The sequence below is a fragment of the Mycobacterium sp. SMC-8 genome (assembly GCF_025263565.1).
Lineage (GTDB): Bacteria > Actinomycetota > Actinomycetes > Mycobacteriales > Mycobacteriaceae > Mycobacterium.
The window spans coordinates 1,801,469-1,819,394 of the sequence record NZ_CP079865.1 but is presented as its reverse complement, the minus strand read 5'-3'; the positions used below and the strand labels follow the sequence as shown (position 1 = coordinate 1,819,394).

Genomic DNA, 17,926 nt, shown 5'->3' with positions numbered 1-17,926 from the left:
AAGGAGCGGGCATGACGAAATCAGTGTTCATCACCGGAGCGGCGACCGGGATCGGGCGTGCGACAGCGCTGCTTCTGGCCCAGCGCGGGTACCTCGTCGGCGGCTACGACATCGACGGCGACGGCGTAGGGCTACTCGCCGCGGACATCGCCGCCGTCGGCGGCAGGTCGGTGGTCGGGCACCTCGACGTCACCGACGCCGACGAGGTGGCGCAGCGGCTGGCCGAGTTCGTCGACGCCGCGGGAGGCCGGCTCGACGTGCTGATCAACAACGCGGGCCTGCTCAACGCCGGTCGTTTCGAGGAGATCCCGCTGCCGGTGCACCACCGTGAGATCGAGGTGAACGTCAAGGGTGTGGTCAACGGACTGCACGCCGCGTTCCCGTATCTGAAGAGCACCCGCGACGCGGTCGTGGTGAACCTGGCGTCGGCGTCGGCGATCTACGGCCAGGCCGAGCTGGCCAACTACAGCGCCACGAAGTTCTTCGTCCGCGCCATCACCGAGGCGCTCAACCTCGAATGGGGACGCCAGGGGATCCGCGTGATCGACATGTGGCCGCTGTACGTGAACACCGCGATGACCAAGGACGTCACGACCGGCACCACCCAGTCGCTCGGCATCCGGCTGACCGCGCAGGACATCGCGACCGACATCGTCGCCGCCGTCGAGGCCACCTGGCCTCGCCGGCTCGTCGCGCAGGTGCACTTCCCAGTGGGTGTACAGGCCAAGGCCCTGGCGCTGGGGGCGCGGTTCTCCCCGGCCTGGCTCACCCGGCTGGTGAACAAGGGACTGGCGGGAGGCTAACTCCAGCGGGTGGCTTCCACGTCCGGCGGCAGCGGCGGGTGCAGTGGCACGTCCAGACCGTCGTAGACGCCGGGCTTCTGGCCGGACAGCCAGCTGATCGCCCCGAGCAGCCGGTTGGCCGCGGTGGCGTTGCCGCCGTCGGCGCGGGTGCCGCCGGGCACATCGGCGCGCGTCACGATGGTCAGTTGCGGGTCTCCGTCGACGATGACGCGATGATCACCCACTCCCTGATCGGGTTGCGGCCAGTACGGCGCGCACGCCGGATCGATGCGGGTGATGTGCTCGACGACGACACGCTGTCTGCCGCCGGCCCAGCCGATCACGCGGAGAAAGAACGCCCCCTGGGTGCCCTTCTCGAAGTGACCCATGACGTTGTGGACGGGCTCTTCCAGCGGTAGCCGCTCGACCTCCTCGGTGATCTCGTCGATCTCCAGGCCCAGCCCGCGTCCGATCAGCCGGATGTTGCCGCCCCACACCATCGTCGGGATGCCCGGCAGCAGCATCATCGGGGTCTCGTCCATCGACCCGCCGAAACCGCAGGACACCCGCACCGCGTAGGGCTGGTCGTAGGTCGAGTAGTCGAAGATCTCCTGGCAGGTGATGGTGTTGATCCCGGTGCACAGCCCGGCCGCGGTGACCGCGAGCGCGTCGTTGGCCCAGCCCGGGTCGACGCCGCTGACCAGCAGGGCGGCGCCGCCGTCGGCCGCGGCCGCGGTGAGCCGCTCCAGCCACTCCGGCGGTGCGGAGCGGGGGTCGTAGAGCGAATACAGCGACGGGGTGACGACGTGGGCGCCGGCACGCAGACACCGTTCGATGTCGGCGAGGGCCTCCTCGGGCCGGATGTCGCCGGAGGCCATGTAGGCAACCGCGTCGGAGCCGTCGAGCACCGCGTCCACGTCGGTGGTCGCCGCGATGCCCGTCGGCGCGCCGAGCCCGGCGAGAGTCGCCGCGTCCGTCCCGGCCTTCGCTTCGGCCGAGGTGATCACCCCGGCCAGCCGCAGGCCCGGAAACCGGGTCAGCGACCGGATGGCGGTGGTCCCCATATTGCCCGTTCCCCATACCGCAACCGCCGTTGTCGCGCCCATCGTGACACCCTATCCGGGCTAAACGTGAGGATCATCACAGACCGCTGAAACGCCTGTTCACGACGGGTTTCGCGGCGAAATTCCCAGCCCGGCCAACCGCCTGGTTGGTGAACAGGCCGAAATAGCCCACACTCGTCTTGCGTTGAAGTTACCGGGCGGTATAGTCGAGCACAGTTACTGGTGGGTAACTTTGCCGACAAGTACCCAACCGCAGGTGGCGTTCTCAACGAGGAGGAACCCGTGAGCCATTACAAGAGCAATGTTCGTGACCAGGTATTCAACCTGTTCGAGGTCCTCGGCGTCGACAAGGCGCTGGGCCAGGGCAGCTACTCCGAGCTGGATGTCGACACCGCGGTAGAGATGCTGGGCGAGATGGCCCGTCTCGCCGAAGGTCCGATCGCCGCGTCCTTCGAGGACGGCGACCGCAACCCGCCGGTGTTCGACCCGAAGACGCACACCGTGACCCTTCCGGAGTCGTTCAAGAAGTCCGTCCGCGCGCTCGTCGAGGGCGGCTGGGACAAGATCAGCGTCAGCGAGGAGCTCGGCGGCATGCCGATGCCCCGCGCGTTGTCCTGGGCCTTGCAGGAGCACATCCTCGGCGCCAATCCCGCGGTGTACATGTACGCGATGGGCGCCGGATTCGCCGACATCTTCTACCACCTCGGCACCGAGGAGCAGAAGAAGTGGGCCAAGCTCGCCGCCGACCGCGGCTGGGGCTCCACCATGGTGCTCACCGAGCCGGACGCCGGCTCCGACGTCGGCGCCGGACGCACCAAGGCCGTCCAGCAGCCCGACGGCACCTGGCACATCGACGGCGTGAAGCGCTTCATCACTTCGGCCGACTCCGATGACCTGTTCGAGAACATCATGCATCTGGTGCTGGCCCGCCCCGAGGGCGCAGGCCCGGGCACCAAGGGTCTGTCGCTGTTCTTCGTGCCGAAGTTCCACTTCGATCCCGAGACCGGCGAGCCCGGCGAACGCAACGGCGTGTTCGTCACCAACGTCGAGCACAAGATGGGCCTGAAGGTCTCCGCGACGTGCGAGCTCTCCCTCGGTCAGCACGGCGTCCCGGCCGTGGGCTGGCTGGTCGGTGAGGTCCACGAGGGCATCGCGCAGATGTTCGACGTGATCGAGCAGGCCCGAATGATGGTGGGCACCAAGGCGATCGCGACGCTGTCGACCGGTTACCTGAATGCGCTGGCGTACGCCAAGGAGCGCGTCCAGGGCGCCGACCTCACCCAGATGACCGACAAGACCGCTCCGCGCGTGACCATCACGCATCACCCGGACGTCCGTCGCTCGCTGATGACCCAGAAGGCTTACGCCGAGGGCCTGCGCGCGCTGTACCTGTTCACCGCGACCCACCAGGACGCGGAGGTCGCCAAGACGCTGCACGGCATCGAGCCGGACGTGGCGGTCAAGGTCAACGACCTGCTGCTGCCGATCGTCAAGGGCGTGGGCTCCGAGCAGGCGTACGCCAAGCTCACCGAGAGCCTGCAGACCCTGGGTGGTTCGGGCTTCCTGCAGGACTACCCGATCGAGCAGTACATCCGTGACGCCAAGATCGACTCGCTGTACGAGGGCACCACGGCCATCCAGGCGCAGGACTTCTTCTTCCGCAAGATCGTCCGCGACAAGGGTGTGGCCTTGGGCCACGTGGCCGGCCAGATCGAGCAGTTCGTCAAGGCCGAGACCGGCAACGGCCGGCTGAAGGCCGAGCGCGCGCTGCTGGCCACCGCGCTGGAGGACGTCCAGGGCATGGCCGCGTCGCTGACCGGCTACCTGATGGCCTCGCAGGAGGATCCCAAGAGCATCTACAAGGTGGGCCTGGGCTCTGTGCGCTTCCTGATGAGCGTCGGCGATCTGGTGATCGGCTGGCTGCTGCAGCAGCAGGCCGCGGTGGCCATCGAGAAGCTCGACGGTGGGGCGACCGGCGACGACCGCGCGTTCTACGAGGGCAAGGTCGCGGTGGCGTCGTTCTTCGCGAAGAACTTCCTGCCGTTGCTCACCAGCACCCGGTCCGTCATCGAGAACCTCGACAACGAGATCATGGAACTGGACGAGGCCGCCTTCTAGACCCTTCCGCAGCCTCGGACCCAGGACGCCCCCGGATTCTTGCCGGGGGCGTCTTGCGCTGGCGGGGGTCTGGCCTCGGGGCGTCTGCGCTCTCGGGGGCATGTCCCACGCGCATCACACATCCACGAATTTCAGCGAAAGTTCGAGAAGACCCCTGCAAAAGGTGGACTTCTGAGGCGGGTGTGCCTCGGGGCAGCTGAACCGCGGTATGCGCAGCTATTTCTTCACGCGTCGGCTTCTGGAGATGTCCACCAGTCCGGCGGCCAGGAAACCGACGGCGACGACAGCCAGCGCGTATCGGGACCAGCCGAGCCGGCCGGCGGCGAGCACCGCGAAGAAGGCCGCCCCCGCGACCATCGCCGCACCCCGGTACAGCCGCGTCCGGTGGCGACGCTTCGCCGGATTGGCTTCACGCGGGACGACGGCTGCGTACACAAGTAGCCCGAGAAACGCCAGGAAGGTGAGGAGTTGCAGCAGGCTCAGGGCTGTCATGGCCTACTTTGTACCCTGCCCCGGACACAAGGGCGGGTTCGGGAGGACACTTGGGTGCGTCTCTACATATCTCGCGCGGCCGGCTCACATCCCTTTGCCGGCTCTTTGGATTTAGTCACTCCCGAACCCGTCGTGCGAACGATGCTACGCCGCGCGGGGGCGGTGCAAAAGGGGTAGTCCCGGGCTTTTCCCGAGAATTTTCACCCCGCCGAATCCACCTCGCGCAGTAGGGCTCTCGTGCGGGTGCGACCCTCGACGGAGCTGTCGAACGCCGCGCCGACGAACTCGTCGACGCCGGCGTCGCGGAGCTCGGCGATGCGGTCGCGCACCGTCGCCTCGTCACCGATGATCGCAGCGTCCTCCGGACCCGCGTAACCCTCGCGGTCGAGCATCGCGCGGTACGACGGCAGCGTCCCGTACACGGCGAACTGTTCGGCGGCCTGCTTGCGCACCCCGTCGACGTCGTCGGTGACGGCCACCGGAAGCGACGCCACCACGCGCACCGCGTCAGCCGGCCGGCCCGCGTCGGCGGCGGCCTGCCGCAACGTCGGGCTGACGTGCTCGCGCAGCGTCTTCGGGCCGGTCATCCATGTGCACGTGCCCGAGGTGCGTCGGCCGGCCAGGCGCAGCATCTGCGGTCCGAGCGCGGCGATGTAGACGTCGGGGCGCGGCGCCCCGGGGATGACGAGCGCCCCGCGCGTCGTGACGGTCTCTCCGGCGGCGTCCGCGGGTTCTCCGGCCAGCAGCGGCAACAGTCCGTCGAGGTACTCATTGAGCCTGCGGACCGGCTTGTCCCACGGAATGCCCCACATGCCCTCGGTGACGGCGGCGTGCGTCATGCCGAGGCCCAGGATGAAACGGCCGCCCGACGCCAGGCTGACCGTCAGCGCGCGCTGCGCCAGCTGCATCGGATGTTGGTTCTGGATCGGTACCACGCCGCTGGCGGCCTCGATCGTGTCGACCTCGTGCAGCGCGACCGCCAGGATGGTCAAGAGATCTGGTTCGTACGGGAGCTGGCTCATCCAGACTCGGGCGAAACCCTCGTCGCGCAATTGGGCGAGGTAGGCGATCGTCGCATCGATCGGAGTACCGCCGAGGCCGCTGATCTGTCCGAACATGCTGATCTGCATGGTTGAAATCTACGCTGAAAAGTTGAGAGCCCCGTGTTGCCGTCGGGTCGGGGGGTCAGACGGCAACACGGAGCTATCCCCTGTATCGGCGCCTCCATCGCAGGCGTTACAGCGATCCGAAAAAGTTTCCGGTCAGGCCTCCAGGATGGCCGTCACACCCTGTCCACCAGCGGCGCAGACCGAGATCAGACCGCGCACGGGCTTGCCGCTTTCGGCCTTCTTCTCCGCCAGCTGCTTGGCCAGCTGGGCGACGATCCGCCCGCCGGTCGCGGCGAAGGGGTGACCGGCGGCCAGCGACGAACCGTTGACATTCAGCTTGGACCGGTCGATCGCCCCGAGGGCGCCGTCCAGACCGAGGCGCTCTTTGCAGTACTCGTCGGACTCCCACGCCGCCAGGGTCGCCAGCACCACCGAGGCGAACGCCTCGTGGATCTCGTAGAAATCGAAGTCCTGCAGCGTCAGGCCGTTGCGGGCCAACAGCCGAGGCACCGCGTACGTGGGCGCCATCAGCAGGCCGTCGCGACCGTTGACGTAGTCGACCGCCGCGGTCTCGGCATCGACGAAATACGCCAGCACCGGGATCGAGTGCTGCGCGGCCCACTCCTCGGACGCCAGCAGCGCCACCGACGCGCCGTCGGTGAGCGGGGTGGAGTTGCCCGCGGTCATCGTCGCGTCGCCGTTGCGCACGCCGAAGACCGGCTTGAGCTTGGCCAGCTTCTCAGTCGACGAATCGGGTCGCAGGTTGTTGTCGCGGTAGAGCCCGAGGAACGGGCTGACCAGATCGTCGAAGAAACCGCGGTCGTAGGCGGCGGCCATGTTGCGGTGGCTGGCGACGGCCAACTCGTCCTGGTCGACCCGTTTGACGCCCATCTCCTTGGCGGTGACCGCGGCGTGCTCGCCCATCGACATGCCGGTGCGCGGCTCGCTGTTGACCGGGATCTCGACGCCCAGCGACGCGGGCAGCTTGCCGACGAGCTTGAGGCGGTCGACGTTCGATGTGGCGCGGCGCAGTCCGAGCAGCACCTTGCGCAGGTCGTCACCGAACGCGATCGGCGCATCCGAGGCGGTGTCCACCCCGCCTGCCGCGGCGACCTCGTAGCGGCCCCGGGCGATGCCGTCAGCCGCGGCGATCGCGGCCTGCAGACCCGTCCCACAGGCCTGCTGCAGGTCGAACGCGGGCGTGTACGACGACAGCGAACTGCCGAGCACGCACTCGCGCATCAGGTTGAAGTCGCGGCTGTGCTTGAGCACCGCGCCGCCGATCACCGCGTCGAGCCTCTCGCCCTTAAGATTGAAGCGCTCGGCCAGGCCGTCGAGCACCGCGGTGAACATGTCCTGGTTGGACGCTTTCGCGTAGGCGCCGTCGGACCGCGCGAACGGGATCCGGTTTCCGCCGAGCACGGCCACCCGGCGAGCGGCCCTGGTCCCGGCGATTTCTGATGTCCCAGCGTTGTCTGAGTTCTCAGCCACATTGCCTCCCTGCTGATGGGGTGTCGAGGGTCATACTACCCACTGTTCTTACTCTGGAGTAAGTTCGTGAGGATATGACAGTGCTGGGTAACCCCTTCACCGTCGACAACTGATGTACCCGGATCTCCAGAAAGGCAGCGCCGTGGCTTCCGATCTTCTCTCCCAGGTCGTCAACTCCGGGCCTGGCTCGTTCCTGGCCAAGCAACTCGGTGTGCCGCAGCCCGAGCCGCTGCGCCGTTACAAGCAGGGCGAGCCGCCGCTGGCCGGTTCCCTGCTGATCGGCGGCGAGGGCCGCGTGGTCGAACCGCTGCGCGCCGCGCTGGCCGACGACTACGACGTCGTCGCCAACAATCTCGGCGGGCGCTGGGCCGACTCGTTCGGGGGCCTGGTCTACGACGCCACCGGCATCACCGATCCCGAGGGTCTCAAAGGGCTGTACGAGTTCTTCACCCCGCTACTGCGCAACCTCGGGCATTCCGGTCGCGTGGTCGTCATCGGCACGACACCCGAGGAGACCGGCAGCGTGCACGAGCGCACCGCGCAGCGCGCCCTGGAGGGCTTCACCCGGTCACTGGCCAAGGAGCTGCGCGACGGATCGACCGCGTCACTGGTGTACCTGTCGGCCGACGCCAAACCGGCCGCCACGGGCCTGGAGTCCACGCTGCGCTTCATCCTGTCCGGCAAGTCGGCCTACGTCGACGGTCAGGTGTTCCGGGTCGGGGCGGCCGACGCGACCCCGCCCGCCGACTGGGACCGGCCGCTCGACGGCAAGGTCGCCGTTGTCACGGGTGCGGCGCGCGGGATCGGCGCGACCATCGCCGAGGTGTTCGCCCGAGACGGCGCGAAGGTGATCGCCGTCGATGTCGAGGGCGCCGCCGAGGCGCTGGCCGAGACCGCCACCAAGGTGGGTGGGACCGCGCTGACGCTGGACGTCACCGCCGCCGACGCGGTCGACCGCATCGCCGAGCACGTCCGCGAACACCACGGGGGCAGGCTCGACATCCTGGTCAACAACGCCGGCATCACTCGAGACAAGCTGCTGGCCAACATGGACGAATCCCGCTGGGACTCGGTGATGGCGGTGAATCTCCTTGCGCCGCTACGCCTGGCCGAGGGGCTGGTGGAGAGCGGCCTGATCGGCGACGGCGGCCGGATCGTCGGGTTGTCCTCGATGGCGGGCATCGCCGGTAACCGTGGGCAGACGAACTACGCCGCCACCAAGGCCGGCATGATCGGGTTGACCGACGCGCTGGCTCCGCAGTTCGCCGACAGGAACATCACGATCAACGCCGTGGCGCCGGGGTTCATCGAGACGAAGATGACCGACGCGATTCCGTTCGCCACCCGTGAGGTCGGCCGTCGGCTCAACTCGCTGTTCCAGGGCGGTCAGCCCGTCGACGTCGCCGAGGCGATCGCGTACTTCGCCAGCCCGGGTTCGAATGCCGTGACCGGCAACACGATCCGGGTGTGCGGTCAAGCCATGCTGGGCGCGTAGAGATGGGTGACCAGCAGCCCTCGGGCTTGAGGAACCTGGCGTTGGCCGCGGTCGGCGCGCTGCCGTTCGTGCGCCGCGGCGACACGCTGCCCACCCGTACGCTGACCGTCGAGGACCTCACCATCGACCCGGTCAACGTCGCCGAGTACGCCGACGTCACCGGGCTCCGGTTCGACAACGTCGTCCCGCTCACCTACCCGTTCGCTCTGACGTTCCCGACCGTGATGGCCTTGATCACCGGGTTCGACTTCCCGTTCGCCGCAATGGGTTCGGTGCATCTGGAGAACCACATCACCCAGTACCGCCCGATCGCCGTGACCGACACGGTGTCGGCGACGGTGCACGCGGAGAACATGCGTGAGCACCGCCGCGGACTGCTGGTCGACATCGTGACCGACGTCAAGGTCGGCAATGACGTTGCGTGGCATCAGATCACCACCTTCCTGCATCAGCAGCGCACCAGCCTGTCGGACGAGCCGAAGCCGCCGCCGCAGAAGCAGCCGAAGCTGCCGCCGCCGAACGCGGTGCTGCGCATCACCCCCGGGCAGATCCGGCACTACGCGTCGGTCGGCGGCGACCACAACCCGATCCACACCAACGCGATCGCGGCCAAGATGTTCGGTTTCCCGACCGTGATAGCACACGGGATGTTCAGCGCCGCAGCCGTTCTGGCCAACATCGAGGGCCAGCTGCCGGACGCGGTGAAGTACTCGGTGCGGTTCGCCAAGCCGGTGGTACTGCCCGCCAGGGCCGGGTTGTACGTCGAACGCAACCCCGACGGCTGGGACCTGACGCTGCGGCACCTGACCAAGGGTCACCCCCACCTGACGGGGACCGTCGCTAGCTTGAGATGACAGCGGTGGCGTCGACGTCGACGGTCGACGGCGCCCCTTTGAGTCCGCTCCAGAACAGGTTGATCATCAGCTCGGCGGCTTCGTCGACGTCGGCGTCGCCGGTGCTGACCCGCGACGCGATGGCCTCGCCCGCACCGACCAGGGCAACCGCCATCAACTCGAAGTCGGTGTCGGGCTCGGGGAACTTGGTGCCCGAACGCAGCAGCCGCCCGACCAGCTCGATGATGCGTTCGCGGCCCTCCCGCACGGTGTGCGAGAACGCCTGGGAGCTGGTGGCCTGGGTGTAGAGCACCATCCACGACGCCCGGTTGGCATCGATGTACTTCAGGAAAGCCAGCACCGCGGTGCGCAGCAGTTCCTTCGGCGGCGCGCTGAAGTCGATGTCGCTGTTCACCTCATCGACGAACCGGCCGAGCTCACGGTTCAGACAGGCGCCGAACAGCTCTTCCTTGGACCCGTAGTACAGATAGAGCATCGGCTTGCTGATCTGCGCCTCGGCGGCGATCGCGTCCATCGACGTCTCGTGATAGCCGTTCACGGAGAAGATCTCCACCGCGGCGTCGAGCATCTGCTGCTCCCGGACGGCACGCGGCAACCGCTTGGTACCACCTGCCATTGCGCGTGCCTTCCTGACCGATCAGCGACGAACGTCCTACCACAGGGTAAGCACTGGACGACCGATCAGCCGCCGCAGCGTGGCGAGAGACCCTTCATCGCGATGATCCGCATCACAGCCTCGTCGATGCGCGGCATGGTCAGTTCGCCGGCGGCGACCGCCTGCTCCAATCTGTCCAGCACCGCGGGCACCTCGCCGGTGCTCAGCCAGAGCGCAACGTCGGCACCCGCCTGCAGACTGCGCAGCACCGCGTCCCCGACGCCCAGCCGGGCGGTGATGGCCTGCATGCCGGACAGGTCGTCGGTGAACACCGGGCCGCCGAACGGCGGGCCGCCATAGTCGCCCGACCGCAGCAGCGCGTAGGCGGGCGGGCTCAGGCTGGCCGGTTCGCTGCCGGTCAGGCCCGGCACCTCCATGTGGCCGACCATCACGCCGACCGGGGCCTGGGTGGTCAGCGTCTGGTACGGCAGCAGGTCGTGAGCCTGCAGATCGGCCAGCGGCGGGGTGACGACGCTGCCTGCGTGGGTGTCCCCGTTCCCGTTGCCGTGCCCCGGGAAGTGCTTGAGCACCGGAAGCAGACCGGCGTCACGCAGCCCGCGGGCGTAGGCGCCCGCGTAGTCGGTGACCTGGGCCGGGTCCGCACCGAAAGCACGGTCGCCGATCACGCCGCCGTCGGCTGCGTCGGTGACGTCGACGACGGGCGCGAAATCGACCGTGATGCCGAGGCCGCGCATCTTGCGTCCGCGCTCCAGGGCGATCTGGTAGACCTGCTCCGGACTGTTGGTGGCCGCCAGCTGCCGGGGCGACGGCTGTGCGCCGATCAGGCCGGACAACCGCGAGACCCGGCCACCTTCCTCATCGACGCTGACTGCCAGCGGCAACGGCGTGGCGGCGTCGGCGATGCCGGCCAGGGAGCCGTCGGTCAGCATCGACAGGTCGCTCCAGCTGCCGACGAAGATGCCGCCCACGCGATGGGTGTCGACGACCGAGCGGGCGTCCGCGGCGCCGGTCACCCCGACCATGAGCCGCTGGGCGAGCTTGTCCCGGGTGGACATCGCCGCGACGACGGCCGCGGGGTCACCGCACGCCGGTGCGGCCGGGGGCGGGGCGGCCGGCGGCGCCGGTGCGGGGCCGGCCGCCATCGACGGGGTCGCGTGGATCACCGGCGGGCCGGCCGACTCCGGTTCGGCGGGCGATGTGCAGCCGACCAGCAGCGCCGACGCCGCGAACACCCCGGCGAGAGCATGCGGGACGGTTTTCGGGACGATCCGTGACGCAGGCATACGGACCGACAGTAACGGCAGAACGTGTCTCGATCTATTCCCCCGGGCCGTGGCGGGGTCCCAAGTCCCGCGGCTCGGAGGCGCAAGAGCCCGATGAAGACGCCCTGTGGTGAGGCTGCGACCAAATATTCTGTGGGCGGTGACGAGCGAGGACAAGGAGCGGCGATGACGGGCCCCGTACCCCGGGACAAGAAGACCGTGATGGTCATCGCCTTTGACGGCTCGCCCACTGCACGCCGCGCGGTGCACTACGCCAGCCGGTTCCTGACCGCCGACCGGGCCGTGGTGCTGACGGTGTGGCTGCCGCTGGACCGGGGCTCGGCCCCGGTCGGTTACCACTACGACCTCGACGGGCCGCCCGATCCGCGCAACGACGACGAGATCGACATCGCGCTCGCCGAGGCGCAGCGCATCAACGACGAGGGCCTCGAACTCGCGCTGGCCGCCGGTCTGCCCGCCGAGCCGATGCGGCGGGCGGCCACCTTCACCGTGTGGCAATCCATCATCGAGGCCGCCGACGAGCTCGACGCCGACCTGATCGTCACGGGCACCCGGGCGACCACGGGTTTCCGGTCGCTGATCCAGTCCAGCGTGGCCGACCATGTGCTGCGCCGGGGACACCGTCCGGTGCTGATCGTGCCGCCGGAGCCGTGACCCGCGCTTGATCGCGCCGCTCCGCGGGCGCCCGGGCCGCGGCGGCCTCCGTGCTAGGTTTGCCGCATGGATCGGTTTCTCGTACCCGCTGCAGCCAGCATCGTCGTCGGCCTGCTGCTCGGGGCGGCAGCCGTGTTCGGTGTGACGTTGATGGTGCAGCAGGACACAAAGCCTCCGCTGCAAGCGGGCGATCCGGCGTCATCGGTGCTCAACAGGGTCGAGTACGGCGACCGCACCTAAATCCCGGGTCGCTACGCTCCTGCCCTCCGTCCCTGACCTGACCCGGCCGCTGTCGCGGCGCTGGTTGTGGGTGGCCGCCGCGGCGGCACTGGTCCTGACATTCGCCCAGTCGCCCGGCCAGATCTCACCCGACACCAAACTCGACCTCACCGCGAACCCGCTGCGCTTCCTGTCGCGGGCGTTCAATCTGTGGAACAGCGAGCTGCCGTTCGGCCAGGCACAGAACCAGGCGTACGGCTACCTGTTCCCGCACGGAACGTTCTTTCTCGCCGGTGACCTCCTCGGCGTCCCGGGCTGGGTGACGCAACGGCTGTGGTGGGCGCTGCTGCTGGTGGCCGGGTTCTGGGGGCTGCTGCGGGTCGCCGAGGCGCTGGGCATCGGCACCACGACGTCCCGGGTGCTCGGCGCGCTCGCGTTCGCGCTGTCGCCGCGGGTGCTGACCACCATCGGCGCCATCTCGTCGGAGACGCTGCCGATGATGCTGGCGCCGTGGGTGCTGCTGCCGGTCATCCTGGCTCTCCAGGGCGGGTCCCGGGTGCGGGTGCTGGCCGCTCGCTCTGCCGTCGCGGTGGCGTTGATGGGTGCGGTGAACGCGGTCGCGACGCTCACCGCGTGTCTGTGCGCGGTGGTGTGGCTGCTGTGCCACCGGCCCGACCGGACGTGGCGACGGTTCGTGGCGTGGTGGCTGCCGTGTGTGGCGCTGGCCGTGACGTGGTGGGTGGTGGCGTTGCTGCACCTGGGCCGTATCAGCCCGCCGTTCCTGGACTTCATCGAGTCCTCCGGGGTGACGACGCGGTGGATGTCGCTGACGGAGATGCTGCGCGGCACCGGGGCGTGGACGCCGTACGTCGCACCGACCGCCACCGCGGGCGCCCCGCTGGTCACCGGGTCGGTGGCCGTGCTCGCGACCACGCTGGTGGCCGCCGGCGGGCTGGCCGGTCTGGCGCTGACGACCATGCCGGCCCGCGGTCGCCTGGTGACGATGCTGCTGGTCGGCGTCGCACTTCTGGCGGCCGGCTACTCGGGCGGCCTGGGGTCCCCCGTCGCGCAGTACGTGCAGGCCTTCCTCGACGCCGAGGGCACCCCGCTGCGCAATCTGCACAAGCTCGAGCCTCTGCTGCGGTTGCCGCTCGCGCTCGGGCTGGCCCACCTGCTCGGGCGCATTCCACTGCCGGGCAGTGCGCCGCGGCCGGTGTGGCGCAACGCGTTCGCCCACCCGGAACACGACAAACGGATCGCAGTCGGCATCGTGCTGTTGTCGGCGCTGACCGCCGCCACCGCGCTGGCCTGGACCGGGCGGCTCACCCCTCCCGGGGCGTTCGACGAGATCCCACCGTACTGGCACGAGACCGCGGCGTGGCTGGACGACAACAACTCCGCGGGCCGGGTGCTGGTGGCCCCGGGCGCTCCGTTCGCGACGCAGATCTGGGGCAACAGCCACGACGAACCGTTGCAGGTGCTCGGCGACAGCGCGTGGGGGGTGCGCGATTCGATCCCGCTCACCCCGCCGGAGACGATCCGCGCGCTGGACTCGGTGCAGCGCCTGTTCGCCGCGGGACGGCCGTCCGACGGTCTGGCCGACACGCTGTCCCGGCAGGGCGTCTCCCATGTGGTGGTGCGCAACGACCTGGATCCGGATTCGTCGCGGTCGGCGCGGCCCATCCTGGTGCACCGCGCGATCGACAGCTCCCCCGGCCTGACCAAGGTCGCCGAGTTCGGGCCGCCGATCGGCCCCGGCAGCCTGGAAGGATTCGTCACCGACAGCGGCTTGCGGCCGCGCTATCCGGCCGTGGAGATCTACCGCGTCGACCGCCCGGTGTCACTGACACCGTATGTGGTCGAGGCTGATTTGATGCCGCGCGTGGACGGCGGCCCGGAGTCGCTGCTGCGGCTCGACGAACGTCGCAGGCTCGTCGGGCGGGACCCGCTCGGCCCCGCACTGCTGACCCAGGACGCCACACGGGCCAGGCTGCCCTCGCCGCTGGTGACCGTGACCGACACCCCGACGGCGCGGGAGACCGACTACGGCCGCGTGGACGACCACTCGTCGGCGATCCGCGCACCCGCAGACGCGCGCAACACGTACAACCGGGTGCCCGACTATCCGGCCACCGGAGCCGAACTCGTCTACGGCCGGTGGGGCGGCGGCAGGCTCTCGGTGTCCAGTGCCGCATCGGACTCCACGGCGCTGCCCGACGTGTCGCCGTCCTCCAATCCCGCATCGGCGATCGACGCAGACCCGTCCACGAGTTGGGTGTCCAATTCCCTGCAGACCGCGCTGGGCCAATGGCTCCAGGTCGACTTCGACCATCCCGTCACCAACGCCACGCTGACCGTCACCCCGAGCGCGACGGCGGTCGGCGCGCAGGTGCGGCGAATCGAGGTGTCGACCGTCAACGGCACCAGCACCGTCCGCTTCGAGGAGGCCGGCGAGCCGCTGACCGTGGCGCTGCCCTACGGCGAGTCCCCGTGGGTACGGATCACCGCCACCGGCACCGACGATGGCTCGCCCGGGGTGCAGTTCGGCATCACCGACATCAGCATCACCCAGTACGACGCCAACGGGTTCGCGCACCCGGTGAGTCTCCGGCACACCGTCGACGTGCCCGCTCCACGATCGGATTCTGTTGTGGCGCAGTGGGATCTGGGATCAGAGCTGTTGGGTCGCGCCGGCTGCGCGCAGAGTCCCACCGGAACTCGGTGCGCCGCGGCGATGGCGCTGGCGGCCGAGGAACCGGTGAACCTGAGCCGCACGCTGACCGTGCCGGAGGCGACACAGGTGACCCCGACGGTGTGGGTGCGTGGCCGCCAGGGACCCCATCTGGCCGAGTTGATCGCGCAGCCGGACACCACCCGCGCCCACGGCGACTCCGACCCGATCGACGTGCTCGGCTCGGCGTACGCGGCCACCGACGGGGACACCGGCACGTCGTGGACGGCACCGCAGCGCACCGTGCAGCCGCACACCCCACCATCGCTGCAGCTCAAACTGCCTGCCGCCACCGAGGTTTCGGCGCTGCGGGTCACCCCTGGCTCGTCGCCGCTGCCTGCCCGGCCGCGGTTGATCGCCGTCGATCTCGGGGACGGTCCGCAGGTGCGCCGCATGACGGCCGGAACCGAGACCTTCCGGCTGCACCCGCGGGTGACCGACTCGATCACGGTGTGGCTCATGGACTGGGACGACGTGATCGACCGCACCTCACTGGGTTTCGACCAGCTCAAGCCTCCCGGCCTGGCGGAGGTGGTCGCACTCGACGGACGCGGCACACCCGTCGGAGCCGCCGACGCGGCGGCCAACCGGGCACGCACGGTGAGCGTGCCGTGCGGACGCGGTCCGGTCATCGGCGTCGCCGGGGAGTTCATCCAGACGTCGGTGACCGCCACCGTCGGCGCGCTGCTCGACGGCGACCCGATCCCGGCCCGCCCCTGCCGCGACGAGCCGATCCCGTTACCGGCGGGCGAGCAGGAGTTGGTGATCAGCCCCGGTACGGGACTGATCGTCGACGGTGTGCAGCTGGACGGTCCGCGTTCTGCCGACATCGGTTCGGCGACAACGACGCCCGTCACCGTCGAGGAGTGGACCAGCGTCGATCGCGAGGTGACTGTGCCGGCGTCGCAGACCGCGCGTGTCCTCGTCGTACCCGAGAGCGCCAACCCCGGCTGGACCGCGCGCACCGCCGACGGCGCCGCGCTGACGTCGGTCACCGTCAACGGATGGCAGCAGGGCTGGGTGCTTCCGGCGGGGGCGGCCGGCGCCGTGACGCTGGACTTCGCCTCCAACGCCACCTACCGCGCCGGACTGATCGGCGGCCTGGCGTTGCTGCCGGTGTTGTTCGTGCTGGCGTTCGCCCCCGTGCGCCGCCCCGGCGTCCCAGGGCCGCCCTCCAGACCGTGGCAGCCTCCCGCGCTCGCGGTCGCCGCCGGCGCCGCGCTGGTGGCCGCGGTGATCTCGGGAGTCGGCGGTCTGCTGGTCGCAGGCGCCGCGGTCGGCGTCCGCTACCTGCTGCGGCGGCGGGAACGACTGCGGGACGCGCTGACCGTCGGCACCGCCGCGTTCGGTCTGATCCTGGCCGGCGCCGTGCTCAGCCAGAACCCGTGGCGCTCGGTGGACGGTTACGTGGGCCACTCCGCGGGAGTGCAGTTCCTCGCGCTGCTGTCGATGGTCGCGGTCGCGGTTTCGCTGGTGTCGTTCCCCGATTCCCGGCGCACCGGTCAAGATGGGGGCCATGACAGCGCCACCGGTACCCCCGATCGGCACCCAGGTGTCGGCACTGGCCGCCCAGGCCCCTGATGCGGCGGGCGCAGTCCTGATTTCCCGCCGAAACCGCATTCCACGCGGAGAAATCGGCCGGGCGACCGCGTGGAATGCGATTTCGGCGGCTGAGGGGTCGGGCGTCAGCGGGCTTCGGCGGGTTCGACCTCGTCGCTGACCGACGAATCCAGCGGGGTCGGATGATGGCGTCGCTCCCAGCGCCGCAACGCATTGCGGCACCCAGACTCCACCAATCCGTAGCTGACCGCAGCGATCGCGAAACCGAACAGCAGGGTCAGGATCAGCACCACGGTGAAGTGACCGCTGAACGGGAACGCGCCGATGATCGGGAACACCATCGCCAGCGCGGCCAGGTGCCACACGAAAAGCCCGTAGGACCACCGGCCCAGCGTCACCATCACCGGGCTGCCCAGCAGCCGGTGCGGGGTATCCACCCGGTCGAGCACCAGCGGGGCCAGCAGCGCGCCGGCGACCACCGCGCCCATCGCCGTCTTCAACGTCACCTGCCCGACCGACCCGGGGTGCAGGCCCTCGCGCCCGGCCAGCGGGGACGCCGCGATCAGGAACGCCGTCAACGCCAGCACCGCCATCAGCACGCGCCGGCGGGCCAGCCGATGGGCCCAGCCCACCGGGCTGACCGTCAGCTCCGCGAGCACCATGCCCGCGGCGAACCACGAGAAGAACGCCGGCGGCCAATTCCACAGGTTGTGCCCGGAGTCGGGGTCGAACGGGATGCGCACCCAGAACAGGCTCGCCACGGCGACCGCGATGATCACCGGGATCCGCGCGCTCACCGGCAGCCGGCGGGCCAGCAGCGCCAGCAGCGGCAACACCAAATAGAAGCTCATCTCCACCGACAGGCTCCACATCTGGGTGAGGCCCGCGGTCAGGGTCAGCGGCACATAGATCTGGGTCAGCGTGAGATTGGCCAACCACACCGTGAAGTCGGCGTTGACGTCGGGCAGCAGCGTCATGATCACCACCACCGCGACCAGATAGCCCGGCATGATCCGCACGATGCGCGACCTCAGGTAGTGCCCGGTCGACGGACGCTCCCGCAGCCCGCGCGCCGCGGCCGCGTGGCCGCGCCACAGCAGGAACCCCGACAGCGCGAAGAACACCGCGACGGCCAGATCGAAGCGGCCCAGCACCCGTCCCACCACGCCGCCGCCCTGGCCGGTCTGGAACGCCACGTGCGTGACGACGACGCCGATCGCCGCGCACGCGCGCAGGCCTTCGACGGCGGGCAGGAATCCGCGCGTCCCGCCGACGGCGCTCGAATCGCCCACGGCTTTGGCGTCGTTCACGCCGAACAGTGTGCCCGCAACACCGTCCCTGCGTGAATCCCGCCGGATAAACGGGTAGTCAGGCGCTGCCGGTGAACCCTCGTAGTAAGCGACGACCATCATCTGTGCTGTTAGGGTCGAACCGGACTTTTGGGCGTCTGGCTGGGCG

Annotated in this window: 14 protein-coding genes; 7 read left to right on the top strand and 7 right to left on the bottom strand. The window is 69.6% G+C overall.

Annotated elements, in window-relative coordinates:
• The first annotated feature begins 11 nt into the window (after positions 1–11).
• Positions 12–803, top strand: coding sequence for an SDR family oxidoreductase (locus tag KXD97_RS08880; protein ID WP_260756363.1), 792 nt, complete (start codon positions 12–14; stop codon positions 801–803).
• Here the strand turns inward: KXD97_RS08880 and KXD97_RS08875 are convergent.
• Positions 800–1,888, bottom strand: coding sequence for a dihydrodipicolinate reductase (locus KXD97_RS08875; protein WP_260756361.1), 1,089 nt, complete (start codon positions 1,886–1,888; stop codon positions 800–802). The two genes, KXD97_RS08880 and KXD97_RS08875, sit on opposite strands and share 4 nt — an antisense overlap.
• 240 nt (positions 1,889–2,128) lie before the next feature.
• On the opposite strand from KXD97_RS08875, the gene KXD97_RS08870 reads away from it, so the two are divergent.
• The gene (locus tag KXD97_RS08870; protein WP_260756360.1) at positions 2,129–3,964 is read left to right on the top strand and encodes an acyl-CoA dehydrogenase; all 1,836 of its coding nucleotides are present in this window, start codon (positions 2,129–2,131) and stop codon (positions 3,962–3,964) included.
• Between the two features lie 216 nt (positions 3,965–4,180).
• Here the strand turns inward: KXD97_RS08870 and KXD97_RS08865 are convergent, their stop codons facing one another.
• The 3 genes from KXD97_RS08865 to KXD97_RS08855 all read right to left on the bottom strand — a co-directional run bounded on the left by KXD97_RS08865 (position 4,181) and on the right by KXD97_RS08855 (position 7,020).
• Complete coding sequence (locus KXD97_RS08865) at positions 4,181–4,456, bottom strand: hypothetical protein (RefSeq protein WP_260756359.1); 276 nt, start codon at positions 4,454–4,456, stop codon at positions 4,181–4,183.
• Positions 4,457–4,656: 200 nt separating this feature from the next.
• Entirely contained in the window at positions 4,657–5,586 is a 930-nt protein-coding gene (locus KXD97_RS08860; protein ID WP_260756358.1) for a TIGR03564 family F420-dependent LLM class oxidoreductase, read from the bottom strand.
• 132 nt (positions 5,587–5,718) lie between these two features.
• On the bottom strand, positions 5,719–7,020 hold the full coding sequence (locus KXD97_RS08855) for an acetyl-CoA C-acetyltransferase (protein ID WP_260757893.1): 1,302 nt from the start codon (positions 7,018–7,020) through the stop codon (positions 5,719–5,721).
• A gap of 178 nt (positions 7,021–7,198) precedes the next feature.
• Here KXD97_RS08855 and KXD97_RS08850 point away from each other — a divergent pair, with 178 nt between their 5' ends.
• Positions 7,199–8,551 (top strand): 3-oxoacyl-ACP reductase, encoded by a 1,353-nt coding sequence (locus KXD97_RS08850; protein WP_260756357.1) that lies wholly within the window; start codon positions 7,199–7,201, stop codon positions 8,549–8,551.
• A 2-nt stretch (positions 8,552–8,553) separates the two neighbouring features.
• Complete coding sequence (locus KXD97_RS08845) at positions 8,554–9,405, top strand: MaoC/PaaZ C-terminal domain-containing protein (protein WP_260756356.1); 852 nt, start codon at positions 8,554–8,556, stop codon at positions 9,403–9,405.
• Here the strand turns inward: KXD97_RS08845 and KXD97_RS08840 are convergent.
• Both KXD97_RS08840 and KXD97_RS08835 read right to left on the bottom strand, forming a co-directional pair.
• Positions 9,392–10,021 (bottom strand): TetR/AcrR family transcriptional regulator, encoded by a 630-nt coding sequence (locus tag KXD97_RS08840; protein ID WP_260756355.1) that lies wholly within the window; start codon positions 10,019–10,021, stop codon positions 9,392–9,394. The two genes, KXD97_RS08845 and KXD97_RS08840, sit on opposite strands and share 14 nt — an antisense overlap.
• A gap of 65 nt (positions 10,022–10,086) precedes the next feature.
• A complete protein-coding gene (locus KXD97_RS08835; protein ID WP_260756354.1) occupies positions 10,087–11,304 on the bottom strand; it encodes a glycoside hydrolase family 3 N-terminal domain-containing protein in 1,218 nt (405 codons plus the stop codon).
• 165 nt (positions 11,305–11,469) lie between these two features.
• Here KXD97_RS08835 and KXD97_RS08830 point away from each other — a divergent pair, with 165 nt between their 5' ends.
• The 3 genes from KXD97_RS08830 to KXD97_RS08820 all read left to right on the top strand — a co-directional run bounded on the left by KXD97_RS08830 (position 11,470) and on the right by KXD97_RS08820 (position 16,489).
• Positions 11,470–11,958: a universal stress protein gene (locus KXD97_RS08830; protein ID WP_260756353.1), complete on the top strand. Its 489-nt coding sequence runs from the start codon at positions 11,470–11,472 to the stop codon at positions 11,956–11,958.
• A gap of 66 nt (positions 11,959–12,024) precedes the next feature.
• Positions 12,025–12,198 carry a DUF2613 domain-containing protein gene (locus KXD97_RS08825; protein ID WP_003933939.1) on the top strand — a complete coding sequence of 58 codons (174 nt, stop codon included), beginning with the start codon at positions 12,025–12,027 and terminating at the stop codon, positions 12,196–12,198.
• Positions 12,199–12,235: 37 nt separating this feature from the next.
• Entirely contained in the window at positions 12,236–16,489 is a 4,254-nt protein-coding gene (locus KXD97_RS08820) for an alpha-(1->3)-arabinofuranosyltransferase (protein ID WP_260757892.1), read from the top strand.
• 104 nt (positions 16,490–16,593) lie between these two features.
• Here KXD97_RS08820 and KXD97_RS08815 read toward each other — a convergent pair whose 3' ends face one another.
• On the bottom strand, positions 16,594–17,778 hold the full coding sequence (locus tag KXD97_RS08815; protein ID WP_260756351.1) for an acyltransferase: 1,185 nt from the start codon (positions 17,776–17,778) through the stop codon (positions 16,594–16,596).
• Positions 17,779–17,926: the final 148 nt, after the last annotated feature.

Bases quoted from the DNA above. Each gene is read 5' to 3' on its own strand.
- KXD97_RS08880 (WP_260756363.1), top strand. From the start codon at position 12: ATGACGAAATCAGTGTTCATCACCGGAGCGGCGACCGGGATCGGGCGT.
- KXD97_RS08875 (WP_260756361.1), bottom strand. From the start codon at position 1,888: ATGGGCGCGACAACGGCGGTTGCGGTATGGGGAACGGGCAATATGGGG.
- KXD97_RS08865 (WP_260756359.1), bottom strand. From the start codon at position 4,456: ATGACAGCCCTGAGCCTGCTGCAACTCCTCACCTTCCTGGCGTTTCTC.
- KXD97_RS08860 (WP_260756358.1), bottom strand. From the start codon at position 5,586: ATGCAGATCAGCATGTTCGGACAGATCAGCGGCCTCGGCGGTACTCCG.
- KXD97_RS08845 (WP_260756356.1), top strand. From the start codon at position 8,554: ATGGGTGACCAGCAGCCCTCGGGCTTGAGGAACCTGGCGTTGGCCGCG.
- KXD97_RS08840 (WP_260756355.1), bottom strand. From the start codon at position 10,021: ATGGCAGGTGGTACCAAGCGGTTGCCGCGTGCCGTCCGGGAGCAGCAG.
- KXD97_RS08835 (WP_260756354.1), bottom strand. From the start codon at position 11,304: ATGCCTGCGTCACGGATCGTCCCGAAAACCGTCCCGCATGCTCTCGCC.
- KXD97_RS08830 (WP_260756353.1), top strand. From the start codon at position 11,470: ATGACGGGCCCCGTACCCCGGGACAAGAAGACCGTGATGGTCATCGCC.
- KXD97_RS08825 (WP_003933939.1), top strand. From the start codon at position 12,025: ATGGATCGGTTTCTCGTACCCGCTGCAGCCAGCATCGTCGTCGGCCTG.